This window comes from Leclercia adecarboxylata (assembly GCF_035787115.1).
Classification (GTDB): domain Bacteria; phylum Pseudomonadota; class Gammaproteobacteria; order Enterobacterales; family Enterobacteriaceae; genus Enterobacter; species Enterobacter adecarboxylatus_E.
The window spans coordinates 533,324-557,054 of record NZ_JALKTL010000003.1 but is presented as its reverse complement, the minus strand read 5'-3'; the positions used below and the strand labels follow the sequence as shown (position 1 = coordinate 557,054).

Genomic DNA, 23,731 nt, shown 5'->3' with positions numbered 1-23,731 from the left:
TTTCATGTTCGTATCGCTAAAGTAACAAAGTATTCACCTTGTGTCCATATTGGTTTTGATTGAAATCATTAAACCCTGCTTATTTTAACAACCTTACAGAAATGGTGTTTCAGAAATGTAACTTTGCCCAAATGAATTGGTTACCCCGAAAGAGGCATTTTTAACTTTATTGAAACGGTGAAAAGTGCGATATGAACCGATTTAGCAGAGTAAAAAATGAAATATTGCCCACTTAAGGAGCATTTTTATTCTATAGGTTGGTAAAGGGACTTAAACGGGACGATTTACAAATGCTTTCTTTTTATTCGAACTCGCTTTCTCCGCGCATAAAGCAGGTGCATTCGCCGTCGCTTACCACTATTCTTCCGAATACGGAAGCCACATCCGGTTTTTTCAGCCAATTGAACCGTAAACTAATAAATACATGAAATGGAATTTCATAATTACACACGCCAGAGCGTGAACATAACAACCACACACGAGGTTTTATAATGGATGGTCAACAGCAAGGCGATCAGCTAAAGCGCGGCCTTAAAAACCGCCATATCCAGCTTATTGCCCTCGGCGGCGCGATCGGTACGGGCCTGTTCCTGGGTAGCGCATCGGTTATTCAGTCTGCCGGTCCGGGTATTATTCTGGGTTACGCAATTGCCGGTTTTATCGCTTTCCTTATTATGCGTCAGTTAGGTGAGATGGTGGTCGAAGAGCCGGTAGCCGGCTCCTTCAGTCACTTTGCTTACAAATACTGGGGCAGTTTTGCCGGTTTCGCATCCGGCTGGAACTATTGGGTACTGTATGTTCTGGTAGCGATGGCGGAGCTGACCGCGGTCGGTAAATATATCCAGTTCTGGTGGCCTGAAATTCCGACCTGGGTCTCAGCGGCGGTCTTCTTTGTGTTAATCAACGCCATCAACCTGACCAACGTAAAAGTGTTCGGGGAGATGGAGTTCTGGTTCGCCATTATTAAAGTGATCGCGGTTGTGGCGATGATCCTGTTCGGCGGCTGGCTGCTGTTCAGCGGCAACGGCGGCCCGCAGGCTTCTGTGAGCAACCTCTGGGATCAGGGTGGGTTCCTGCCGCACGGCATGACCGGGCTGGTCATGATGATGGCGATCATCATGTTCTCCTTCGGTGGTCTGGAGCTGGTGGGTATCACCGCTGCGGAAGCAGATAACCCGGAGCAGAGCATCCCTAAAGCCACCAACCAGGTTATCTACCGCATCCTGATCTTCTATGTGGGCTCGCTGGCCGTGCTGCTCTCCCTGCTGCCATGGACCCGCGTCACTGCTGATACCAGCCCGTTTGTGCTGATCTTCCATGAGCTGGGCGACACCTTCGTGGCGAACGCCCTGAACGTAGTGGTCCTGACCGCGGCGCTGTCGGTCTACAACAGCTGTGTCTACTGTAACAGCCGCATGCTGTTCGGCCTGGCCCAGCAGGGTAACGCCCCGAAAGCGCTGATGTCTGTTGATAAACGTGGCGTACCGGTGAACACCATCCTGGTTTCGGCTGTGGTGACCGCGCTGTGCGTACTGATCAACTACCTGGCACCGGAATCGGCCTTCGGCCTGCTGATGGCACTGGTGGTTTCTGCGCTGGTGATCAACTGGGCGATGATTAGCCTGGCGCACATGAAGTTCCGTCGTGCCAAGCAGCAGCAAGGCGTGAAAACGCGCTTCCCTGCCCTGCTCTACCCGGTCGGTAACTGGGTTTGCCTGCTGTTCATGGCAGCTGTACTGGTTATCATGCTGATGACCCCAGGCATGGCCATTTCGGTTTACCTGATCCCGGTATGGATTGTGATTCTCGGGGTGGGCTACATGTGTAAACAGAAAAATGCCAAAGCGGTAAAAGCGCACTAATCTCCTCCCCTCTGCATCTTCATCGGGTGCAGAGGGTTGTTACCTTCCTCACACTTTCCCGTCAACAGCAATTTTATCCATATCAGCGACGTTATACTGCAACGCATCTTTTGGTTCGTCAGCGAATAATTCTCTCCATACCGTTACTCGGAGAAACGTCGATGGATAACAATAAACTATCAGTGAAAGAAAAGATCGGCTATGGGATGGGTGATGCCGGATGCAACATCATCTTCGGCGCCATCATGTTGTTTGTGAACTATTTTTATACGGACATCTTCGGCCTGGCACCAGCACTGGTGGGCGTCCTGCTGCTCTCCGTACGCGTAATTGATGCAGTTACCGACCCGATTATGGGCGCCATCGCCGACCGTACCCGCAGTAAGTATGGACGATTTCGTCCATGGCTGCTGTGGATCGCCTTCCCTTATGCGCTGTTCAGTATTCTGATGTTCACCACCCCGGACTGGACCTACAACAGCAAAGTTATCTATGCCTTCGTTACCTACTTCCTGCTTTCTCTGACCTATACGGCCATCAACATTCCGTACTGCTCCCTGGGTGGGGTTATCACTAACGATCCTAAAGAGCGTGTTGCCTGTCAGTCCTACCGCTTTGTGCTGGTGGGTATTGCCACGCTGCTGCTGTCGCTGACGCTGCTGCCGATGGCCGACTGGTTCGGCGGCGAGGACAAAGCCAAAGGCTACCAGATGGCGATGACCGTGCTGGCGCTGATTGGCACCTGCATGTTCCTGTTCAGCTTCTCTACCGTGCGCGAGCGCGTGCGTCCGGCAGTGCAAACCAATGACGAGCTGAAAAACGATCTCAAAGACGTCTGGAAGAACGACCAGTGGGTGCGCATTCTGCTCCTGACCCTCTGTAACGTCTGCCCGGGCTTTATCCGCATGGCGGCCACCATGTATTACGTCACCTGGGTAATGGGTCAAAGTACCCACTTCGCTACCCTGTTTATCAGCCTGGGTGTGGTAGGGATGATGCTCGGCAGCGTGCTGGCAAAAGTGCTGACCGACCGCTGGTGCAAGCTGAAGGTCTTCTTCTGGACCAACATCGTGCTGGCGATTTTCTCCTGCGCCTTCTATTTCTTCGATCCAAAAGCCACCGTCACCATTGTGGTGCTCTATTTCCTGCTGAACATCCTGCATCAGATCCCATCTCCGCTGCACTGGTCTCTGATGGCCGACGTGGATGACTACGGCGAATGGAAAACCGGTAAACGTATCACCGGGATCAGCTTCTCCGGCAATATCTTCTTCCTCAAGCTGGGGCTGGCCATTGCCGGTGCCATGGTGGGCTTCCTGCTCTCCTGGTACGGTTATGATGCGGGTGCAAAAGCGCAAAGCGCTGACGCCATCAACGGCATCGTCCTGCTCTTCACCGTCATTCCTGGCATCGGGTATCTCATTACCGCAGGCGTGGTGCGTCTGCTGAAGGTGGACCGCGAAACCATGAAGCAGATTCAGGCAGATCTGGAAAAACGCCGGAGCAACTATCGCGAGCTGAATGACTATACCCAACATAATTCGAGTGGCAGGAAGGCGGCAAGGGAGTGAATCCCCGGGAGCGTACACAAGTACGTGACTGGGGTGAACGAGTGCAGCCAACGCGCATGCAACTTGAAGTATGAAGGGTATATCAGGAACTCAAAGCCGCTGAGACTAAATAAGGAGAGCCGAATGCCAACCTGGCCAAACCCGTTTATAGAACAACGCGCCGATCCGTACATTCTTCATCATGAAGGAGAGTACTACTTTATTGCCTCGGTCCCGGCGTACGACCGGCTGGCGATCCGCCGCGCAGACTCGCTGGAAGGGCTGCGCAGCGCGCAAGAGGTCGTCGTCTGGCGCAAGCCAGACAGCGGCCCGATGGGCAACCTGATCTGGGCGCCGGAACTGCACGCTATCGACGGGAAATGGTACATCTACTTTGCGGCCGCCCACACCCAGGCGCTGGACGAGCTCGGCATGTTCCAGCACCGGATGTATGCCCTGGAGTGCGCCGACAGCGACCCGCTCACCGGAAAATGGATAGAGAAAGGGCAGATCAAAACCCCATTCGACACCTTTGCACTGGATGCAACCACCTTTGTTCACCAGGGTAAGCGCTGGTATTTATGGGCGCAAAAAGCGCCGGATATCACCGGTAACTCAAACCTCTATTTGTGCGAAATGGAAAATCCCTGGACGCTCAAAGGCGAACCGGTAATGCTCAGCAAACCGGAATATGACTGGGAGTGCCGCGGATTCTGGGTCAACGAAGGCCCGGCGGTCCTGTTCCATGGCGACCGGCTGTTTATCAGCTACTCCGCCAGCGCCACCGATGAAAACTACTGCATGGGGCTGCTGTGGATCGATCTTAATGCCGACCCACGTAACCCGGCAAACTGGCATAAATCCCCGCAGCCGGTGTTCACCACCAGCTATGAGAACCGCCAGTACGGCCCGGGACACAACAGCTTTACCCAAACGCCAGACGGCGAAGATGTGCTGGTCTACCATGCGCGCAACTACACCGAAATCGAAGGCGATCCGCTCTACGATCCAAACCGCCATACCCGTCTGAAAACCGTGCGCTGGAACGAAAACGGGATGCCCGATTTCGGCATCCCGTCCGCTGATACAGTCTGAGGCCTGCGGCGCGCTGGTTTAGATCAGCGTGCCGTAAATGGTCAACAGCGCCACAATCACCACCACCACAAAGGATGTTTTCTTGGCCATCGAAACGGCCGCTTTCGGCGTTTCGATCTTATCCGTGTGTGGCTCACGCGCCAGGGAAAACTGCGCCAGCCGCGTTAACACCAGATACTGCGAGGTATGGCGATCGCCCAGCGAGGCAAACCATGCCGGCAACGCCTTTTCACCATGACCAATCAGGGCATATACCACGCCGAACAGCCGCACCGGCAGCCAGTCCACCACATGCAGGATCGCGTCGATACCGGATTGCAAACGCTCGTGCGGAGTCAGATAACGTGCCAGCCAGCTCTGCCAGGCGCGTAAAAACGCATAGCCCATCAGCAAAACCGGGCCCCACGCGCCCCCCACAACAAACCAGAACAACGGTGCCAGATAGTAGCGGAAGTTAATCCACAGCAGCGCATTTTGCAGCTCGCGTAAAAACTCGCGCTCATCGCACTCCGGCGGTATGCCGTGGATAAGCGTCAGCTCGCTGGCCATCGCCCCGCGGGCATGGGCATCATTATTCGTTGCTGCCTTAAGATACGCATGGTAATGCAGACGAACCTTACCCGCGCCAATACAGAGCACGCCGAGCAGGATCCACACCACCAGCAGCGGCACATTGAAAAAGAGGCCATACAGCGATCGCAGCAGCAGGAACACGACGATCATCACCCCCGCCGTCATCAGCAGCGTGCGGATCATAGAAAAGTGGCGGATGCGACGAAACAGCACTTCCATCCGATGATCCAGATGCCAGTGTTCGCCCAGCTTAAACAAACGCTCAGCAATCATCACCAGCAGCATGGTAAATAACGTCATGTCATCTCCTTTTCTGACAGGGCGGTTAGCAGAGTTTTAAATCGTTTCCAGTCAAACGCCGGGCCGGGATCGGTCTTGCGCTGCGGCGCAATATCGCTGTGCCCGGTCAGGTTATGGGCGATAGCCGGATAGAGTGAAATCAGCGTGCGCGTCACCGCAGCGAGCTGCTGATACTGCGCATCGGTGTAGGGCAGCGTATCTGTCCCTTCCAGCTCAATACCAATGGAAAAATCGTTGCAGCGTTCACGCCCCTGATACTGAGAAACACCAGCATGCCAGGCGCGCTTATTAAAAGGAACATACTGGACGATCTCGCCATCGCGACGAATCAGACAATGGGCAGAAACGCGCAGGTGGGCAATTTCCGCAAAAAAAGGGTGAGCATCGGGATCGATTGTCCCGGTGAATAACGCGTCAATCCACGGGCCGCCAAACTCGCCGGGCGGCAGGCTGATGTTATGCACAACCAGCAGCGACGGGATTTCATCCTCTGGACGGCAATCGTGGTGCGGCGAAGGAACACGCCGGGCAGCTACCAGCCAGCCATGTTCTGAGTGCATGCAGGATCTCCTTATATATGGTGCTGATTCCCGGTTCAGAGTAGCATGTTTCAATCTGATGATTCGTTACCAATTTGGAGTTTTAACATGCCGCCACGCCGCTACAACCCCGACCACAGACGTAACGTACTGCTGGAACGTATAAATATGGATATTCCGGCAAGCGTCGCTAATGCGCTGCGCGAAGATCTGGGTGGAGACGTCAATGCTGACAACGACATTACGGCCCAGCTGTTGGCGAAGGATGCTCGCTCCCATGCCGTTGTGATCACCCGTGAGGATGGCGTTTTCTGTGGCAAACGTTGGGTGGAAGAGGTCTTTACGCAACTGGCCGGAGACGCTGTACAGGTGACGTGGCATGTCGAAGATGGTGACAGCATCAAAGCTAACCAGCCGCTGTTTGAACTTGAAGGGCCATCGCGCGTCCTGCTGACGGGCGAACGCACCGCCCTTAACTTTGTCCAGACGCTCTCCGGCGTGGCAAGCGAAGTGCGCAGCTATGTTGACCTGCTGGAAGGTACTAACACTCAGCTGCTTGATACGCGTAAAACCCTGCCCGGTCTGCGTACCGCGCTGAAATATGCCGTGCTGTGCGGCGGTGGTGCTAACCACCGTCTGGGGTTATCCGATGCGTTCCTGATTAAAGAGAACCACATCATCGCCTCCGGCTCCGTGCGCCAGGCAGTGGAAAAAGCCTTCTGGCTGCATCCGGATGTGCCGGTCGAAGTGGAAGTGGAAAGCCTGCAGGAGCTGGAAGATGCGCTGAAAGCCGGTGCCGACATCATCATGCTCGATAACTTTGAAACTGAGCAAATGCGCGAAGCCGTGAAACGCACCAACGGTCAGGCTCGCCTGGAAGTGTCTGGCAACGTAACGCGTGAGACCTTACGTGAATTTGCCGAAACCGGCGTCGATTTCATCTCCGTTGGCGCACTGACCAAACACATTCGCGCCCTCGATCTGTCGATGCGCTTTCGCTAAGTAACATAAAGCCCGGTCAGCACAGGCCGGGCATCCCCGATTTTCGACCCCTCTCGCAAACCCGCCGCAGATCACTGTAACGCCAACACAACTCCCTGAACCCCGCTTCACGAAATGATTTTTGCCGCTCGCCCCCTGTATTACGCGCTGCCACAGTAGCGCCAGTCCACACAAGGAGCGACTCATGGAAAAACAAAAAGGATTTACCCTTATCGAGTTAATGGTTGTCATCGGCATTGTCGCCATTCTTAGCGCCATCGGTATTCCGGCCTATCAGAACTACCTGCGAAAAGCCGCCCTCACCGATATGTTGCAAACCTTCCTGCCTTACCGTACCGCCGTCGAACTCTGCGCGCTCGATCATGGCGGGACAGAAAGCTGTGATGCCGGCGTCAACGGTATCCCCTCCCCTACCACCTCCCGCTATGTCTCAGCCATGAGCATTGCCAAAGGCGCCGTCACACTGACAGGCCAGGAGAGTCTGAATGGTCTGGAGGTAGTCATGACGCCGCAGTGGGATAACGGCAACGGCATCACTGGCTGGAATCGCGTCTGTACCATTGCCGCCGACAGCGCGCTGAAGCAGGCCTGTGAAGAGGTATTTCGCTTTGCGGCCGGAGAGGAGAGCGAATAATGAATCATGAACAGCTCACCGCGCTGTGCCGGCGTCATAACGCCCAGCTGCTGACCAGCGCCCCGGACAAAGTCACAATTGCAGTAGTGGGTAATCCGCCGTCGGAGCTGCTGGAGGCGTTACGTTTCGCGACGCAAAAAAGGATCGATATCGAATGCTGGACCAGCGAGAGAATGGAAAAGCACCGGCAAACCGCGTCTGAATCGCATCTGCCTCTGACCGCGATATCAACGAGTTCCGCTATTGAGATCCTCAACCGCACCCTGCTACAGGCACTGAGCCAGCGGGCATCGGATATTCATATCGAACCTGCTGACGAAAGCTGGCAGATCCGGCTACGCATCGACGGCGTGCTGTATCCGCAACAGCCCCTTTCGTCTGAACTGGGCACCACGCTTATCGCCAGGTTAAAGGTGCTGGGTAATCTGGATATTGCCGAACGGCGCCTGCCTCAGGACGGGCAATTTACGGTCGAGCTTTCCGGATCCCCCGTCTCGTTTCGTATTGCTACCCTCCCCTGTCGCAGCGGAGAAAAAATCGTCCTGCGGCTTTTGCAGCAGGAGCAACAGACGCTCCTGCTGGACCAGTTGGGCATGAGTCCCCCCCAACAGCGATTATTCGCCAGCGCGCTGAATAAATCGCAGGGGCTGATTCTGGTGACGGGCCCCACCGGCAGCGGTAAAACCGTCACCCTCTACAGCGCGTTGCAGGCGCGGAATACGCCCGGGGTGAACATCTGCAGCGTTGAAGACCCTGTCGAGATCCCGCTAGATGGGCTCAACCAGACCCCGATTAACCCCCGGGCGGGGTTAACGTTCCAGAACGTACTGCGCGCGTTTTTGCGCCAGGATCCCGACATCATCATGGTGGGTGAAATACGCGATGGCGAAACGGCGGAGATCGCCATCAATGCCGCGCAGACTGGCCATCTGGTGCTGTCGACGCTGCATACCAACTCCACCGCCGAAACGCTGGTTCGCCTGCAGCAGATGGGCGTGGCGCGCTGGATGATCTCCTCCGCGCTGTCTCTGGTTATCGCCCAGCGGCTGGTCCGTCGGCTGTGCCCGCACTGTCGTATAGAGTCTCGCCGGGATACACCGCTACCGCAGGCGTTGTGGCCTCGCCCTCTGCCACACTGGCAGCCATCAGGCTGTGACCGCTGTTACCACGGTTTTTATGGCCGGGTGGCGATCTTCGAGGTGATGGTGATCAACCGCGAATTGCGCACTGCCATTGCCGGCGGAGCAACGGTGGAAGAGATAGAAACACTGGCCCGACAGGCCGGCATGGTCACCCTGTTTGAGCATGGCTGTATGGCGGTAGAACAAGGGCACACCACCCTCGAGGAGCTGGTGCAGATGTTGGGCGCCCCGGATGAAAGGTAATCAGCTCTGGCGCTGGCGGGCACTCAGCCCGCAGGGAGAACGTCTGTCTGGCGCGCTTTGGGCACCCGATAAACAGACGGCCTGGACTATCCTGTATGGTAAAGATCTTTCTCCTCTTGAGCTCAGACGATGCATACAGATGACAGGCTGGCAGGTCCAGCATCGCTACGACGTTATTCATCAGCTGGCGACGTTACTGCAGGCGGGGTTAACGCTATCGGCAGGGCTGGCGCTTCTGGCGCAACAGCACCCGGCCCGGCAATGGCAGGCGCTGTTACAAAGCGTTGCCGACGACCTCAGCGCCGGGTGCGCCTTTTCTGACGCCCTGAAAAAGTGGCCGCATGTCTTCCCGCCGCTTTATATTTCGATGATCAAAACCGGAGAGCTGACCGGCAAGCTCGATGAATGTTGCCGTCAGTTAGCACTACAGCAAAAAAACCAGCAGCAGCTCAGCGCAAAGGTAAAAAAAGCGCTGCGTTATCCGGTCATTATTCTCGGCCTGGCTATCGCCGTGGTGCTGGCGATGGTGACCCTGGTGCTGCCGGAGTTTGCCGCTATCTACAAAACCTTTAATACTCCGCTGCCTGCCCTGACCCGGGCAGTGATGGCGCTGGCGACCGCGCTTCAGGAACAGGGTATTGTGCTGCTGTTAAGTCTGCTGGGGATAACATCTGGCCTTCTGTTAGTGCGCCGCAAACGACGATGGCAACAGGTTACTCAGCGTCTGTTGCTGGGCAGCCCGGTGATGGGTCCACTGGTGCGAGGGCAAAAGCTCAGCCAGATATTTACCGTTCTCTCGCTTACGCAACAGGCGGGCATCGCCTTTATACAGGGGCTGGAAAGTACGCAGGAGACGCTGGAGAACCCCTTCTGGCAGGAGAAATTACAGACCATGCGGCATCGCATCATGCAGGGAGCGCCCATCTGGTCCGCCCTGAATGACGCAGACGTTTTTACGCCACTTTGCATTCAGTTGATCCGCACCGGCGAAGCGTCGGGTGCGCTGGACACCATGCTGAGTAATCTGGCGCAACATCATAATGAGCAGACCTTTCAGCAGGCCGACAGTCTTGCTTCTCTACTGGAGCCATTATTATTGATTGTGACGGGATTGATTATCGGCACGCTGGTGGTTGCAATGTATCTGCCGATTTTTCATCTGGGGGATGCAATGAGTGCGGGATAACGCTGGCGCGAAAACGCGCCAGCGAGAGAACATTACAGGCTATTGAAAACGCGGTTTTCTTGTTCCTGAACGCGGATAAAGGTCGTGCGCTTGGTCAGTTCTTTCAGGCGGGATGCACCCACGTAGGTACATGCGGAACGCAGGCCGCCCAGGATATCACGCGCGGTATACTCAACCGGGCCGCGCAGTGGCAGCTTGACGGTTTTCCCTTCTGCGGCACGATACTGCGCAACACCGCCCACGTGGCGGTTCATCGCAGATTCAGAGCTCATGCCGTAGAACAGCATAAATTTTTCACCGTTTTCTTCAACAACGGTACCACCGCTCTCTTCGTGGCCAGCCAGCATCCCCCCCAGCATCACGAAGTCTGCGCCGCCGCCGAATGCTTTAGCCACGTCGCCCGGCATGGTGCATCCGCCGTCGCTGATGATCTGACCGCCAAGACCGTGGGCGGCATCAGCACATTCGATCACTGCTGACAGCTGCGGATAGCCAACGCCGGTTTTTACACGCGTTGTGCAGACGGAACCCGGGCCAATCCCCACTTTCACGATATCTGCGCCAGACAGGATGAGTTCTTCACACATTTCACCGGTTACCACGTTACCGGCAATAATGGTTTTGGTCGGCCAGGCCTGACGCGCCTTGCTGACGAACTGAACAAAATGCTCAGAGTAACCATTCGCCACATCAATACAGACGAAGTTCAGGTCAGGGTTAGCAATAAGGATCTGTTTCGTTTTTTCGAAATCAGCATCTGAGGTGCCGGTGGAAACCATCACGTGCTTTAAAACGTTTTCGGAAACGGAGCCAGCAAACGCATTCCACTCTTCAACGCTGTAATGCTTGTGCACGGCGGTCAGAATGTCGAAGGAAGCCAGCGCTTCTGCCATCGCAAACGTCCCGACGGTATCCATATTCGCGGCGATAACAGGCACGCCAGACCAGGTCTGACCGGAATGCTTAAAGGTGAATTGACGTTCAAGTTCAACGTCGGAGCGACTTTTCAGAGTAGAACGTTTAGGGCGGATAAGGACGTCTTTGAAACCTAACTTCAGATCTTCTTCGATACGCATTTGCGGATTCCTGGGGTACTGGGGTAAATGTCGAAAAACGAAACACACAACTCCAGTGACGCTATCATACGCACTAATAGCTGTTGCGCAAGACTGCGAAAATCACTTTTTTTACGCTACAATCCTATAAATTTACCTGGTAAAAAGTGGGTAAACAGAGCTTAACGCTTGCCGTCAAAAGACTAAATATTAAGCAATTGATTTCAATAATGAATATTTCCCAGGATTTTATTTAATGGGGTACATCGTTGCACTAACGGGAGGCATTGGCAGTGGCAAAAGCACTGTGGCAGAAGCCTTCTCTCGTCTGGGCGTCACAATAATTGATGCCGACATCCTTGCCCGCCAGGTGGTAGAACCCGGTACACCCGCATTAAATGCCATCGCAGAGCATTTCGGCCGCGACATGATCGAGCCAGACGGCACGCTAAACCGCCGGACGCTGCGCGAACGCATCTTCGCGCATCCTGAAGAAAAAGCCTGGCTTAACGCTCTGCTGCATCCGCTTATTCAGCAGGAGACGCAGAAGCAGATATCACTGGCAACCTCACCCTACGTGCTCTGGGTTGTCCCGCTTCTCGTGGAAAATAATCTCCATAAAAAAGCGAACCGGGTACTGGTGGTGGACGTCTCCCCGGCAACACAAATTCAGCGTACCATCGCCCGCGATAACGTCGCGCGTGAACATGCCGAACAAATTCTCTCCGCGCAGGCCACGCGTGAAGCACGCCTGGCCGTCGCGGATGATGTGATTGATAATAACGGCACACCGGATGCCATCGCATCGGATGTGGCTCGCCTGCATCAGCAATACCTGGCGCAGGCCGTTTTACAGGAAAAAGCCTAATGCACACCCATGTTCTTTTTGAGCATCCCCTCAATGAAAAAATGCGTACCTGGCTGCGCATCGAGTTTTTAATCCAGCAGCTTTCGGGCCTGCTTCCGGTTCGCGATCACACCACGGCGCTGCATTTTTTCCGTAACGTGAGCGATCTGCTGGACGTGCTGGAGCGTGGCGAAGTCCGCACAGAATTACTGAAAGAGCTTGAGCGTCAGCAGCGTAAATTACAGGCCTGGGCAGAAGTCCCGGGGGTGGATAACAGCCGTATCGACAGCCTGCGCCAGCAGCTGAAAAACAGTAGCCAGGTATTGATGGCGGCACCGCGTATCGGCCAGTTTTTGCGTGAAGATCGCCTGGTGGCGCTGGTTCGTCAGCGTCTCAGCATTCCCGGCGGCTGTTGCAGTTTCGATTTACCAACCTTACACATCTGGCTTCACATGCCGCAGGAGCAGCGCGATATTCAGGTACAGAGCTGGCTGAACAGTCTTGAACCGTTGAACCAGGCGCTGTCGCTGATCCTTGATTTGATCCGCAACTCCGCGCCGTTCCGCAAGCAAACCAGCCTGAATGGTTTTTATCAGGATAACGGCGAAGATGCCGACCTGCTGCGCCTGCACCTCTCCCTGGCCGAGCAGCTTTATCCGCAAATTTCTGGTCACAAGAGCCGCTTTGCGATTCGTTTCATGCCGCTCGACAGCGAACATGGTCTGGTACCGGAACGCCTCGACTTTGAACTGGCGTGTTGTTAAGGAGTCATGATGTCTGATGTTACCACCGTGAACTGCCCCACCTGTGGGAAGCCCGTCGTCTGGGGCGAGCAGAGCCCGTTTCGTCCTTTTTGCAGCAAGCGTTGCCAGCTGATCGATCTGGGTGAATGGGCCGCGGAAGAAAAACGCATTCCCAGCTCAGGCGATATGTCTGACAGCGATGACTGGAGCGAAGAGCAGCAGTAATATGAAAATGGCCTGCCGGCACAACGCTCGCAGGCCAGTCAGTTCTGTACTAAACGGGCAATAACAGGCGCATTCGCCGGTGGGAATTTATCGGCATCCAGCGCGTTCAGCGTCACCCAGTTTCCAGGTTGCCCCTCTTTACCCCAGGGTTCCCCCTCCCAGTTTTCAACCAGCCAGAACCACAGCGTAATATGGCGGTCGGGGAAGGTATATTCCAGTTTGTCGAACAGGGTGGCCCCAAGCGGAGTGATCCCCACCTCTTCCTGAAGTTCACGAACCAGAGCCTGCTCCGGCGTCTCGCCAGACTCAATCTTGCCGCCAGGAAACTCCCACTTGTTCGCCATATGCGCATCGGCGGCGCGCTGGGTAATAAAGATTTGGTTACCGGAATTACGAATGATCCCGACAGCGATTTGCAGTATTTTCATTAGTTTACGTCCATAAAAAAGGCGCAGATATCTGCGCCTTTTACGTTTATTTCAGGCTTAGCTCAGGCGGCCATGGCACTGTTTGTATTTTTTACCAGAACCGCATGGGCACGGATCGTTACGACCGACCTTACGCTCACCGGACTGCGCGGCAATCGCGTCAGCGGCGGCGGTTTCGTCGTCCTGATGGCTGAGCTGCTGCATCTGGGCCAGACGCTCAGCTTCTTCACGACGCTGCTGCTCCATCTCTTCCACTTCTTCCGGCATGCGCACCTGAACTTTGCTCAGGGTGCTGATCACTTCGTACTTCAGTGATTCAAGCATAGAGGCAAACATCGCAAAGGATTCGCGTTTGTACTCCTGCTTCGGATCTTTTTGCGCATAGCCACGCAGATGGATGCCCTGACGCAGATAATCCATCGCCGCCAGGTGCTCTTTCCACAGGGAGTCCAGCGTTTGCAGCATCACGCCCTTCTCGAAATGACGCATCATCTCTGCGCCCACAACTTCTTCTTTGCGCTGATAAACCTCAATGGCGTTAGCAAAAATACGCTCGCGCAGGGTCTCTTCGTGCAGCTCCGGCTCTTTATCCAGCCACTCCTGGATCGGCAAATCGAGGTCGAAGTCGTTTTTCAGGCGCGCCTGCAGCCCTTCGATATCCCACATCTCTTCCAGGGATTGCGGCGGAATATGGTTGTCGATAGTGGCTTTAAACACATCTTCGCGGATGCTGTTAATGGTTTCGCTCACGTCAGAGACGTCCAGCAGTTCGTTACGCTGGGTGTAGATAGCGCGACGCTGGTCGTTGGCCACGTCATCATATTCAAGCAGCTGCTTACGAATATCGAAGTTACGGCTTTCCACTTTACGCTGGGCATTGGCGATGGCTTTAGTCACCCACGGATGTTCAATCGCTTCGCCCGGTTTCATGCCCAGTTTACGCATCATGCCCGACACACGGTCAGAGGCGAAAATACGCATCAGCGCATCTTCCATCGACAGGTAGAAGCGTGAAGAACCGGCATCACCCTGACGGCCCGCACGGCCACGCAGCTGGTTATCAATACGACGGGATTCATGGCGCTCAGTACCGATGATGTGCAGACCGCCCGCAGCCAGCACCGCATCGTGGCGCACCTGCCAGTCGGCTTTGATCTGCGCGATCTGTTCCGGCGTTGGGTTTTCCAGCGCGGCGACTTCTGCCTGCCAGCTCCCACCCAGCATAATGTCGGTACCACGACCCGCCATGTTGGTGGCGATGGTCACCGCTGAAGGATAACCCGCCTGAGCCACGATATCGGCCTCTTTGGCGTGGAACTTGGCGTTCAGAACGTTGTGTTTGATACCGGCTTTGGTCAGCTCATTTGAGACCACTTCCGATTTTTCAATGGAGATGGTCCCCACCAGTACCGGCTGGCCTGCAGCGGTGCGGTCGCGGATATCTTCGATGATGGCCTGAATTTTTTCTGCTTCGGTCATGTAGACCAGGTCCGGCATATCCTTACGGATCATTGGACGGTTGGTTGGCACCACCACGGTATCCAGCTTGTAGATAGAGCTGAATTCGAAGGCTTCGGTATCCGCGGTACCGGTCATCCCTGCCAGCTTCTCGTACAGACGGAAGTAGTTCTGGAAGGTAATGGATGCCAGGGTCTGGTTTTCGTTCTGGATATCGACATTCTCTTTGGCTTCAACAGCCTGATGCAGACCATCGGACCAGCGGCGCCCCTGCATGGTACGACCGGTGTGTTCGTCGACGATAATGACTTCGCCATCTTTTACGATGTAGTCCACGTCACGGGTAAACAGCACGTGCGCACGCAGGGCGGCAGTCACGTGGTGCATCAGCATGATGTTGCCCGGAGAGTAAAGTGACTCGCCCTCTTCCATAATGCCCTGGGCAACCAGCAGCTCTTCGATCTGCACCAGACCGCGCTCGGTCAGGTTCACCTGACGGGCTTTTTCGTCAACGGAGAAGTGGCCTTCCCCCTGGAAGGTGTCGGAGTCCTCTTTCTCCTGGCGGATCAGGTGCGGAATGATTTTGTCGACTTTGCGATACATCTCGGAGCTGTCTTCAGCCGGGCCGGAGATGATCAGCGGCGTACGCGCTTCATCGATCAGAATGGAGTCCACCTCATCCACCAGCGCATAGTGCAGTTTACGCTGTACACGCTCTTCCGGGCTGAACGCCATGTTATCGCGCAGGTAGTCAAAGCCGTATTCGTTGTTAGTACCGTAGGTAATGTCAGCGTTGTAGGCTTCGCGCTTCGCAGGAGCCGGCAGGCCTGACATGTTGATCCCGACGGTCATACCGAGGAATTCGAACAGTGGACGGTTGTTTTCGGCGTCACGCTGCGCCAGATAGTCGTTGACGGTTACGACGTGCACGCCTTTACCCGACAGGGCATTAAGGTAGGCAGGCAGAGTCGCGGTCAGCGTTTTACCTTCACCGGTACGCATCTCGGCGATGCAGCGGTCGTTAAGCACCATACCGCCCAACAGCTGCACGTCGAAGTGACGCATGCCAAATACGCGCTTACTCGCTTCGCGCACAACGGCGAATGCTTCCGGGATGAGGCTTTCGACGGTCTCACCTTTTTCGAGGCGGGCACGGAATTCAGCGGTTTTGGCTTTCAGCTCTTCATCGGAGAGCTTCTCCATCGCTGGTTCAAGACCGTTGATGATGCCGACAGCTTTGCGCATGCGGCGCAGGGTACGATCGTTTCGACTACCGAAAACTTTAGTTAGTAATTTGATTAACATAATAAATTCTCAAACGCCCTATAACAGGCAGGTAAATTAAGGTATTGAAAGACGGTTAATTTAGCTGAGGCGTTGAGGTCCGGCGCGGATGCCCTGTACCTGGCTAATCCAGGCTGACACGGAGAAAGCAATTTGTGGATAGATTTCGACGAGCGCGACCTGACGGACAATAACCGGTGGCTTGCTCTGTTGAGTCAGAAGCGTATTGAGCGTATCCAGCAGCACCAGATGGTGCACCTGAACCGGTAACGACTCTTCAACAACGGGTAACGCCTGCGGCGCCATGGCAAATGAGAGATGACGAATAACGGTACGAATCGCATGCTGATGCCAGTAATCGACCGTGAAGTTCGGTCGGCGGTTCGCTTCCAGCAGGGCAAGGTTGGTGAAATTAACCCGTGTATTCAGGTCGTGCCGGGTAGTCGTAGTCTTTGTTGTATTAGCGGCTTCGGCGTTGCTGCTAAGCGCGGGCAGGCCGAGACTCGCCGCGACCATCCCCAAAAGGAGATGCGGCCAGAAGTAACGTCTGCCAAATTGTCGCCAGCGCGTCAGAATTCCGCTCAATTGCCCCACCACAATTCAGTAAGCCTTCAGGCTCACCCTATGATTTTTATATTTTCGCGCCCAGATAGTAACACTAAAGCTACGTTACAGCAGCAGTATTGAGCCGCAGAGGAGGTTAAAAATGGTGATGAAATCAGCAAACGCGCCATTGACTACAGCGATACGGGAAAGATAAAAACAAAAACGACTGGCCTTCCTGGCCGGAGAGAGTGCCAGGTCAACCAGTCGAATTTACATAACGGAATTTGCCGTTAAGCCAGAACCGTGCTCGGTGCTTTGAATGCCAGTGGCAGTTCAGCTTCGTCTTCGAAGGTCACGTATTCCCAGGCTTCCTGTTTTGCCAGAACAGCCTGCAACAATTTGTTGTTCAGCGCGTGACCGGATTTATACGCGGTAAACGCACCAATGATATTGTGACCACACATGAACAGGTCGCCGATGGCATCCAGCATTTTGTGACGAACGAATTCATCTTCAAAACGCAGGCCGTCTTCGTTCAGTACGCGATAATCGTCAACAACGATGGCACAATCGAAGCTGCCGCCCAGGCACAGGCCGCGGGACTGCAGATACTCGATATCACGCATGAAACCAAACGTACGCGCTCGACTGATCTGACGCATAAACGCATCAGCAGAGAAGTTCATTGCGTAGCGCTGAGTGCTGGAATCGATCGCCGGATGGTTGAAGTCGATGGTGAAATCCAACGAAAAACCATTAAACGGCTTGAATTCAGCCCATTTGTCGCCATCCTGGACACGTACGGTCTCTTTTATACGTACGAATTTCTTCGCACTGTTCAGTTCTTCAATGCCGGCATCCAGCAACAGATAGACGAACGGTGCAGCACTGCCATCCATGATCGGAATTTCCGGCGCATCGACTTCAACAATAATGTTGTCGATACCCAGACCCGCCAGGGCAGCATTCAGGTGCTCTACGGTAGAGATCCGCACGTCATGCTCATTCACCAGGCAAGTACAGAGCATAGTATCACGCACAGATTTGGCATCAGCCGGGAAATCTACCGGTGGATTCAAGTCGGTGCGACGATAGATGACCCCGGTATTGGCCGGCGCAGGGCGCAACGTCAGGGTGACTTTCTTGCCGGTATGCAAACCGACACCTGTCGCCTGAACGATACGTTTTAATGTCCTTTGTTTGATCATCGTATAATCTCGCCAAGTTACTTATCCAACCGAGAGTGTACATCACTATCGGGAGGCCAGTTTAGCACAAAGAGCGTAAATTCCCTAATTCCAGCTAATTCTTAATCAGCTTGCTTACGCAGGAACGCTGGAATGTCCAGATAATCCGGCTCTTTCTGCGTTTGCGGCGTATTATCGTTTACCACTTTCGCGGCAGGCTTCTGCTCCTGAGTCAACGGCGCCATGCCGTGCTGCTGGTAGCGATCCAGCACTGGCTGCTGAGCAGGCTTGTTAGTCACCAGGGTGATCTCAGGACGTTTGTCCATGCCGATACCGGTTGCAACAACCGTTACGCGCAGTTCGTCGTTCATTTCTGGATCAAGGGATGTACCGATTACCACGGTTGCGTTGTCAGACGCGAACGCACGGATGGTGTTACCCACGGTTTCGAACTCATCCAGACGCAGATCGAAGCCTGCAGTGATGTTAACCAGCACGCCGCGCGCACCAGACAGATCGATATCTTCCAGCAGTGGAGAAGAGATTGCCATTTCAGCGGCTTCTTCAGCACGATCTTCACCTTTCGCCACGCCGGAGCCCATCATCGCGTAGCCCATTTCGGACATCACGGTGCGCACGTCAGCAAAGTCGACGTTCATCAGACCCGGACGGGTGATCAGCTCGGCGATACCCTGTACTGCGCCTTTCAGAACATCGTTCGCCGCGCCAAAAGCGTCCAGCAGGGAGATACCACGGCCCAGCACTTTCAGCAGCTTGTCGTTCGGAATGGTGATCAGCGAGTCCACGTGCTTGGACAGCTCAGTGATACCCTGCTCGGCGAACGCCATACGCTTCTTGCCTTCGAAGTTGAAAGGCTTGGTCACAACGGCAACGGTCAGAATACCTAAATCTTTAGCCACTTCCGCAACAACTGGCGCAGCACCGGTTCCGGTACCACCGCCCATGCCTGCGGCGATAAACACCATGTCCGCACCATCAAGCGCAGCACGCAGTGCTTCACGATCTTCTTCTGCAGCATTACGGCCGACTTCCGGGTTTGCCCCAGCGCCCAGCCCTTTAGTAATACCGCCACCGATCTGGATGGTCTGGCCAACAGCCGTCTTACGCAGTGCCTGCGCATCGGTGTTCACCGCGAAGAATTCAACACCTTCGATGCGCTCGCGCACCATATGCTCTACAGCATTACCGCCGCCGCCACCGACGCCGATGACTTTAATCACCGCGTCGTTGGTCAGTTCCATAGGTTCAAACATAGTTTCTCTCCGTTTTGTGCCTGTCGCCTGAAACCGTTAATTCTCTCCGGTCTCTTACTAAAATTAAAACTCTTTTCGCAGCCAGGTATTGATTCGCTTAAACCACGAACCCACCGACGCGCGTTTTTCTACTTCTGCTTCGCCACTGAGATGCGTTTCCTTCCCGTAATGAAGCAAGCCCACTGCCGTTGAGTAGTATGGCTCCTGGGCATAATCCGTCAGACCGGTGATATTCAGCGGTGCACCAATACGCACCTGCGTATGGAACACGCGCTGAGCACAGGCTGCAAGACCTTCAATTTGCGCCGCGCCGCCGGTTAATACAATCCCCGCTGCAAGATGATGTTTAACCCCCTGCTGGCGAAGCTGTTCCTGTAACTGCAAAATCTCTTCGTTCACCAGGTTGAGCAGCTCGGTATAACGCGGCTCAATGACCTCGGCTAACGTCTGGCGCTGCAGGCTGCGCGGCGGACGACCACCGACGCTCGGCACTTCTACGCTCTCATCTTTACCCACGATGGAGCCCAGTGCACAACCGTGGCGCACTTTAATTGCCTCTGCGTCGCTTGGTGGCGTACCAAAGGCGTAAGCAATATCGCTGGTGACCACATTTCCTGCATAAGGGATAACTTTGGTGTGGCGCAGCGCGCCGCCGGTGTAGACAGCCATATCCATAGTACCACCGCCGATATCGACGACACAGACGCCCAGTTCACGTTCGTCTTCAGTCAGTACCGAATAACTTGCCGCCAGACCGGCGAAAATAAGTTGGTCAACTTTCAGGCCACAACGTTCCACGGCTTTAACAATGTTCTTTGCCATATCGTTGTGACATGTGATCAAGTGCACTTTTGCCTGCATACGCACGCCTGAAAGCCCTACCGGGTTCTTGATACCTTCCTGGTAGTCGATCGCATATTCCTGCGGAATCACATGCAGTACGCGATGTTCGTCGCGAACCCTCACCGACTTTGCAGTATGCACGACGTTCTCGACGTCTTCCTGCGAGACCTCTTCTTCGGAGATCGGTACCATACCGATCTCATTCTGGCAGCTGATATGCTTGCCAGAGAGTGCCAGATACACGGAGGAAATCTGGCAATCTGCCATCAATTCGGCCTGATCGATGGCGCGCTGCACGCATTTCACCACCGACTCGAGGTCGTTTACCCCACCTTTATCCATACCACGGGAGGGGCAGCTACCCACACCAATGATATTGACCACACCGTCGGGCAGAACTTCCCCTACTAAAGCGGCAACCTTCGCAGTGCCAATCTCCAGTCCTACTACCAGTTTTCTGTCCGTCGCCTTGATCATTGTTATTCTGCCTGTACCTGAGCCTGATTCTGTTGCTGATTAGGTTCCTCAACCGGGGCCGGGCTCCACCCGACCGATGCGCCTGAGTCATAGCGCAAATCAACGTAGCTAATCCTTTTGCCTTCAGCCTGCGCCTGCTGCTGCAGAACGGGATAGAGTTCTACAAAACGTTCCAGACGCTTCATCGTGTCACCCCGCCCCAGGTTCAGCTTAATATCGTTCGTCAGGGTCAACTGCCAGGAACGACGTGCCGTCATTGCAGCCTGCTTCAGGGTAAAACGATCCTTAGCCAGCACCTTCCCCATGCTACGAAAACCTTCCAGCACTTCGTTTTCACTGCCTTCTGGCCCATACAACATAGGTAAATTTTGCTTGCTGACACGATCGGCCGGGACGCTGAAAGAAACTCCCTCTACGTCAACCATATGCTGATCATTCCAACGTGCAATGGGTACATATTCAACCAGATGAATCTTCAATTCATCGGGCCATTGCTTTCTGACGCTCGCCTGTTTAATCCATGGCAGGCGCTCAATCTGACTCTGGATAATGTTCACATCCTGCGTCATGAAGGTGCCAGGGGATCCTAATGCCAGGATCGACTGACGAATATCATCATTACGCGTGTAGTGACGGTCACCCGTCACTACCAGTTTCGACAGAGGCAGACGTTGTGCATCTTCCATCCAGCCGAGCACCATCCAGCCGCTGACAAACACAGTACACAGCACGGCGAGCAGGAAGGTGATCCCTGCAAGACGCGTTCCATTACTCCGCCGTGAAGAATACTCTTCTTCCTCGTCACGGTTTCGCGTGTTCAGCGCAGCCTGAGACATATCAGCCCGCCTGTTCCAGAATGCGAACGACCAGCTGCGAGAAGCTCATTCCCGCCTGGCGAGCCGCCATCGGCACCAGGCTATGACTGGTCATACCTGGCGAGGTATTGGCTTCCAGCAGATAAAATTGCCCGTCGCTGTCCTGCATCACGTCGATCCGCCCCCAGCCACGGCAGCCAAGAATATGCCAGGCTTTAAGCACCAGAGCGTTTAATAACGCTTCATGTCCGGCATCCAGACCACTTGGGCAGAAATATTGCGTCTCATCAGAGAGATACTTCGCCTCATAATCATAGAAGGTTCCGGCAGGTTGGATACGAATTGACGGTAAAATTTCTTCACCGAGCATCGCGACAGTAAATTCCGGTCCGCTTAGCCATTTTTCCACCAGAACTTCTTCATCATGTTGAAATGCCAGCGCTAATGCTGATGATATATCGTCAGCTTTATCAACTTTAGACATTCCTACGCTTGAGCCTTCACGACTGGGCTTAACGATAACCGGTAAACCCAGCGCCGCAATGCGCTCGCTAACGTTGGCTGCAAGGCCCTGCTCAAATTCGCGGCGCGTCAGCGCCACCCATGGCGCTACCGGCAAGCCGGCGCCCTGCCACAGCAGTTTGCTGCGCAGTTTATCCATGGAGATGGCCGACGCCATCACACCGCTGCCGGTATAAGGCAGGCCGATGATATCCAGCAAGCCTTGCAGCGTGCCATCTTCACCGCCGCGACCATGCAGGGCGATAAACACTTTGTCAAAACCCATCTCTTTCAGGCGCGTCACGTCGGTCTCTTTCGGATCGACCAGATGCGCATCAACGCCGCCTTCGCGTAGCCCTGCCAGCACAGCCGTGCCGGAGTTCAGGGAAACCTCACGCTCGGCCGAAGTACCGCCAGAGAGGACCGCAATCTTATCAGCCATGGCGCTCTTCCTCCGAAATTTGCGGCTTAAGTTTGATTTCGGCCAGCGTACGGGCGATTTTGCCGATATTTCCTGCCCCCTGCACCAGAATCAAATCATTGCCGGTCAACACCGGAGCAAGCATGGCTGCCGCCTGTGCGTGATCGGAGACCAGAATCGGATCGATTTTGCCGCGACCACGAATGGTACGGCACAGCGAGCGGCTGTCTGCCCCCGGAATCGCCGTCTCACCCGCGGAATACACTTCCAGCATCAGCAGTGTATCAACCTGTGAAAGCACATTAGCGAAATCGTCGTATAAGTCACGCGTACGGGTGTAACGGTGTGGCTGGAACAGCATAACCAGATTTTTGTCCGGCCAGCCCGCGCGCGCCGCTTTAATCGTGGCATCCACTTCTGTTGGATGATGCCCGTAATCATCTACCAGCATTGCGGTACCGCTTTTTCCGTTCACCGCTTCCAGCGGAAACTCGCCGAGGAAATCAAAGCGACGACCGGTTCCCTGGAAGCTTTCCAGCGCCCGCAGGATCGCCTCGTCGTCAATGCCCTCTTCTGTGGCTACCGCCACGGCCGCTGCGGCGTTCAGGGCGTTATGACGCCCCGGAGCGTTAAGCGTCACCTGCAACAGCTCTTTGTCCTGACGCGCCAGGGTGAAATGCCCCTGCGCCCCAATCTGCTTGAAACTTTCTATGCGGACGTCGGCGTCTTCGCTAAAACCGTAGGTAGTGATCTGACGCCCGACGCGCGGCAGCAGCTCGCGGATCACCGGATCGTCAACGCACATCACCGCACGTCCATAAAACGGCAGGTTGTGCAAAAAGTTTATGAAGGTTTGCTTTAAATTTTCGAAGTCGCCCTGGTAGGTATCCATGTGGTCGGCTTCGATGTTGGTCACAATCGCCACCATCGGCTGCAGGTGCAGGAACGACGCGTCGCTCTCATCCGCTTCAGCAATCAAATAACGGCTGTGACCCAGGCGAGCGTGAACCCCCGCCGCCTTAACCAGGCCACCGTTAACGAAGGTCGGATCGAGACCTGCTTCGGCATAAATACTGGAAACCATCGCCGTGGTGGTGGTCTTACCGTGCGTACCGGCAATAGCAATGCCGTGACGAAAACGCATCAGCTCGGCCAGCATCTCCGCGCGGCGGATCACCGGAATACGCGCTTCGTTTGCTGCAACGATTTCAGGGTTATCGGCGGGAATGGCGCTGGAGACCACAACCACGCTCGCATCAAGAACGTTTTCCGGGCGATGATTAAAATAGATGGTCGCGCCCAGCGACGCCAACTGTTGCGTAACAGGGTTCGGCGCCAGATCGGACCCGCTGATCTGGTAGCCTTCATTTGCCAGCACTTCGGCAATACCGCCCATACCGGCGCCGCCGATGCCAACAAAGTGAATGTGCCGGACGCGACGCATCTCGGGCACGATTGAACGCAGTTTCGCCAGTTGTTGTGTATTCATTCTCTAAACGCC

At 54.8% G+C, this 23,731-nt stretch carries 22 protein-coding genes; 10 read left to right on the top strand and 12 right to left on the bottom strand.

The window, feature by feature from the left end; translation table 11 throughout:
- Positions 1-491: 491 nt before the first annotated feature.
- The 3 genes from aroP to MXM41_RS13435 all read left to right on the top strand — a co-directional run bounded on the left by aroP (position 492) and on the right by MXM41_RS13435 (position 4,507).
- Positions 492-1,862 carry an aromatic amino acid transporter AroP gene (gene aroP / locus MXM41_RS13445; RefSeq protein ID WP_325932483.1) on the top strand — a complete coding sequence of 457 codons (1,371 nt, stop codon included), beginning with the start codon at positions 492-494 and terminating at the stop codon, positions 1,860-1,862.
- 161 nt (positions 1,863-2,023) lie between these two features.
- Complete coding sequence (locus MXM41_RS13440; protein WP_325932482.1) at positions 2,024-3,433, top strand: MFS transporter; 1,410 nt, start codon at positions 2,024-2,026, stop codon at positions 3,431-3,433.
- A gap of 123 nt (positions 3,434-3,556) precedes the next feature.
- Positions 3,557-4,507: a family 43 glycosylhydrolase gene (locus tag MXM41_RS13435; protein WP_325932480.1), complete on the top strand. Its 951-nt coding sequence runs from the start codon at positions 3,557-3,559 to the stop codon at positions 4,505-4,507.
- An 18-nt stretch (positions 4,508-4,525) separates the two neighbouring features.
- Here MXM41_RS13435 and ampE read toward each other — a convergent pair whose 3' ends face one another.
- A complete protein-coding gene (gene ampE / locus MXM41_RS13430) occupies positions 4,526-5,380 on the bottom strand; it encodes a beta-lactamase regulator AmpE (protein ID WP_325932479.1) in 855 nt (284 codons plus the stop codon).
- Entirely contained in the window at positions 5,377-5,940 is a 564-nt protein-coding gene (ampD, locus tag MXM41_RS13425) for a 1,6-anhydro-N-acetylmuramyl-L-alanine amidase AmpD (protein WP_325932477.1), read from the bottom strand. The genes ampE and ampD overlap by 4 nt, the downstream gene beginning before the upstream one ends.
- A gap of 87 nt (positions 5,941-6,027) precedes the next feature.
- On the opposite strand from ampD, the gene nadC reads away from it, so the two are divergent.
- The 4 genes from nadC (at position 6,028) to hofC (ending at position 10,126) form a co-directional block, all read left to right on the top strand.
- Positions 6,028-6,921: a carboxylating nicotinate-nucleotide diphosphorylase gene (gene nadC / locus MXM41_RS13420; RefSeq protein WP_325932476.1), complete on the top strand. Its 894-nt coding sequence runs from the start codon at positions 6,028-6,030 to the stop codon at positions 6,919-6,921.
- Between the two features lie 184 nt (positions 6,922-7,105).
- Positions 7,106-7,555 (top strand): prepilin peptidase-dependent pilin, encoded by a 450-nt coding sequence (ppdD, locus tag MXM41_RS13415; protein WP_325932475.1) that lies wholly within the window; start codon positions 7,106-7,108, stop codon positions 7,553-7,555.
- Positions 7,555-8,940: a type II secretion system protein GspE gene (gene gspE / locus MXM41_RS13410; RefSeq protein ID WP_325932474.1), complete on the top strand. Its 1,386-nt coding sequence runs from the start codon at positions 7,555-7,557 to the stop codon at positions 8,938-8,940. Before ppdD ends, gspE begins: the two co-directional genes overlap by 1 nt.
- Positions 8,930-10,126 carry a protein transport protein HofC gene (gene hofC, locus MXM41_RS13405; protein WP_325932473.1) on the top strand — a complete coding sequence of 399 codons (1,197 nt, stop codon included), beginning with the start codon at positions 8,930-8,932 and terminating at the stop codon, positions 10,124-10,126. The genes gspE and hofC overlap by 11 nt, the downstream gene beginning before the upstream one ends.
- 32 nt (positions 10,127-10,158) lie before the next feature.
- Here hofC and MXM41_RS13400 read toward each other — a convergent pair whose 3' ends face one another.
- Positions 10,159-11,202: a GMP reductase gene (locus MXM41_RS13400; protein WP_325932472.1), complete on the bottom strand. Its 1,044-nt coding sequence runs from the start codon at positions 11,200-11,202 to the stop codon at positions 10,159-10,161.
- A gap of 235 nt (positions 11,203-11,437) precedes the next feature.
- Between MXM41_RS13400 and coaE the strand changes: the two genes are divergently transcribed.
- Genes coaE through yacG form a run of 3 tightly spaced genes read left to right on the top strand, consistent with a single transcriptional unit; the run spans position 11,438 to position 12,996 of the window.
- A complete protein-coding gene (coaE, locus tag MXM41_RS13395) occupies positions 11,438-12,049 on the top strand; it encodes a dephospho-CoA kinase (protein ID WP_325932471.1) in 612 nt (203 codons plus the stop codon).
- Positions 12,049-12,792: a cell division protein ZapD gene (gene zapD / locus MXM41_RS13390; RefSeq protein WP_325932470.1), complete on the top strand. Its 744-nt coding sequence runs from the start codon at positions 12,049-12,051 to the stop codon at positions 12,790-12,792. The genes coaE and zapD overlap by 1 nt, the downstream gene beginning before the upstream one ends.
- Before the next feature lie 9 nt (positions 12,793-12,801).
- Complete coding sequence (gene yacG / locus MXM41_RS13385) at positions 12,802-12,996, top strand: DNA gyrase inhibitor YacG (protein ID WP_103823255.1); 195 nt, start codon at positions 12,802-12,804, stop codon at positions 12,994-12,996.
- 38 nt (positions 12,997-13,034) lie between these two features.
- Here yacG and mutT read toward each other — a convergent pair whose 3' ends face one another.
- The 9 genes from mutT to murC all read right to left on the bottom strand — a co-directional run bounded on the left by mutT (position 13,035) and on the right by murC (position 23,719).
- Positions 13,035-13,424 (bottom strand): 8-oxo-dGTP diphosphatase MutT, encoded by a 390-nt coding sequence (gene mutT, locus MXM41_RS13380; protein WP_325932469.1) that lies wholly within the window; start codon positions 13,422-13,424, stop codon positions 13,035-13,037.
- Positions 13,425-13,481: 57 nt separating this feature from the next.
- The gene (gene secA / locus MXM41_RS13375; protein ID WP_325932468.1) at positions 13,482-16,187 is read right to left on the bottom strand and encodes a preprotein translocase subunit SecA; all 2,706 of its coding nucleotides are present in this window, start codon (positions 16,185-16,187) and stop codon (positions 13,482-13,484) included.
- 60 nt (positions 16,188-16,247) lie between these two features.
- Entirely contained in the window at positions 16,248-16,751 is a 504-nt protein-coding gene (secM, locus tag MXM41_RS13370) for a secA translation cis-regulator SecM (RefSeq protein WP_325932467.1), read from the bottom strand.
- Positions 16,752-17,002: 251 nt separating this feature from the next.
- Positions 17,003-17,920: a UDP-3-O-acyl-N-acetylglucosamine deacetylase gene (gene lpxC, locus MXM41_RS13365; protein ID WP_103178276.1), complete on the bottom strand. Its 918-nt coding sequence runs from the start codon at positions 17,918-17,920 to the stop codon at positions 17,003-17,005.
- Between the two features lie 101 nt (positions 17,921-18,021).
- Positions 18,022-19,173: a cell division protein FtsZ gene (ftsZ, locus tag MXM41_RS13360; protein ID WP_325932466.1), complete on the bottom strand. Its 1,152-nt coding sequence runs from the start codon at positions 19,171-19,173 to the stop codon at positions 18,022-18,024.
- Between the two features lie 63 nt (positions 19,174-19,236).
- On the bottom strand, positions 19,237-20,493 hold the full coding sequence (ftsA, locus tag MXM41_RS13355) for a cell division protein FtsA (protein WP_325932465.1): 1,257 nt from the start codon (positions 20,491-20,493) through the stop codon (positions 19,237-19,239).
- Positions 20,494-20,495: 2 nt separating this feature from the next.
- A complete protein-coding gene (gene ftsQ / locus MXM41_RS13350) occupies positions 20,496-21,329 on the bottom strand; it encodes a cell division protein FtsQ (protein WP_325932464.1) in 834 nt (277 codons plus the stop codon).
- Position 21,330: 1 nt separating this feature from the next.
- Positions 21,331-22,251, bottom strand: coding sequence for a D-alanine--D-alanine ligase (locus tag MXM41_RS13345; protein WP_325932463.1), 921 nt, complete (start codon positions 22,249-22,251; stop codon positions 21,331-21,333).
- Positions 22,244-23,719: a UDP-N-acetylmuramate--L-alanine ligase gene (murC, locus tag MXM41_RS13340; protein ID WP_325932461.1), complete on the bottom strand. Its 1,476-nt coding sequence runs from the start codon at positions 23,717-23,719 to the stop codon at positions 22,244-22,246. Before murC ends, MXM41_RS13345 begins: the two co-directional genes overlap by 8 nt.
- Positions 23,720-23,731: the final 12 nt, after the last annotated feature.

Excerpts from the sequence above, each read along its gene's own strand:
- nadC (WP_325932476.1), top strand. The coding sequence starts at position 6,028 with ATGCCGCCACGCCGCTACAACCCCGACCACAGACGTAACGTACTGCTG.
- aroP (WP_325932483.1), top strand. The coding sequence starts at position 492 with ATGGATGGTCAACAGCAAGGCGATCAGCTAAAGCGCGGCCTTAAAAAC.
- MXM41_RS13345 (WP_325932463.1), bottom strand. The coding sequence starts at position 22,251 with ATGGCTGATAAGATTGCGGTCCTCTCTGGCGGTACTTCGGCCGAGCGT.
- yacG (WP_103823255.1), top strand. The coding sequence starts at position 12,802 with ATGTCTGATGTTACCACCGTGAACTGCCCCACCTGTGGGAAGCCCGTC.
- zapD (WP_325932470.1), top strand. The coding sequence starts at position 12,049 with ATGCACACCCATGTTCTTTTTGAGCATCCCCTCAATGAAAAAATGCGT.
- MXM41_RS13400 (WP_325932472.1), bottom strand. The coding sequence starts at position 11,202 with ATGCGTATCGAAGAAGATCTGAAGTTAGGTTTCAAAGACGTCCTTATC.
- MXM41_RS13440 (WP_325932482.1), top strand. The coding sequence starts at position 2,024 with ATGGATAACAATAAACTATCAGTGAAAGAAAAGATCGGCTATGGGATG.
- ampE (WP_325932479.1), bottom strand. The coding sequence starts at position 5,380 with ATGACGTTATTTACCATGCTGCTGGTGATGATTGCTGAGCGTTTGTTT.
- ftsA (WP_325932465.1), bottom strand. The coding sequence starts at position 20,493 with ATGATCAAGGCGACGGACAGAAAACTGGTAGTAGGACTGGAGATTGGC.
- ftsZ (WP_325932466.1), bottom strand. The coding sequence starts at position 19,173 with ATGTTTGAACCTATGGAACTGACCAACGACGCGGTGATTAAAGTCATC.
- lpxC (WP_103178276.1), bottom strand. The coding sequence starts at position 17,920 with ATGATCAAACAAAGGACATTAAAACGTATCGTTCAGGCGACAGGTGTC.
- hofC (WP_325932473.1), top strand. The coding sequence starts at position 8,930 with ATGAAAGGTAATCAGCTCTGGCGCTGGCGGGCACTCAGCCCGCAGGGA.
- ppdD (WP_325932475.1), top strand. The coding sequence starts at position 7,106 with ATGGAAAAACAAAAAGGATTTACCCTTATCGAGTTAATGGTTGTCATC.
- coaE (WP_325932471.1), top strand. The coding sequence starts at position 11,438 with ATGGGGTACATCGTTGCACTAACGGGAGGCATTGGCAGTGGCAAAAGC.
- gspE (WP_325932474.1), top strand. The coding sequence starts at position 7,555 with ATGAATCATGAACAGCTCACCGCGCTGTGCCGGCGTCATAACGCCCAG.
- secA (WP_325932468.1), bottom strand. The coding sequence starts at position 16,187 with ATGTTAATCAAATTACTAACTAAAGTTTTCGGTAGTCGAAACGATCGT.
- ftsQ (WP_325932464.1), bottom strand. The coding sequence starts at position 21,329 with ATGTCTCAGGCTGCGCTGAACACGCGAAACCGTGACGAGGAAGAAGAG.
- MXM41_RS13435 (WP_325932480.1), top strand. The coding sequence starts at position 3,557 with ATGCCAACCTGGCCAAACCCGTTTATAGAACAACGCGCCGATCCGTAC.
- murC (WP_325932461.1), bottom strand. The coding sequence starts at position 23,719 with ATGAATACACAACAACTGGCGAAACTGCGTTCAATCGTGCCCGAGATG.
- mutT (WP_325932469.1), bottom strand. The coding sequence starts at position 13,424 with ATGAAAATACTGCAAATCGCTGTCGGGATCATTCGTAATTCCGGTAAC.
- ampD (WP_325932477.1), bottom strand. The coding sequence starts at position 5,940 with ATGCACTCAGAACATGGCTGGCTGGTAGCTGCCCGGCGTGTTCCTTCG.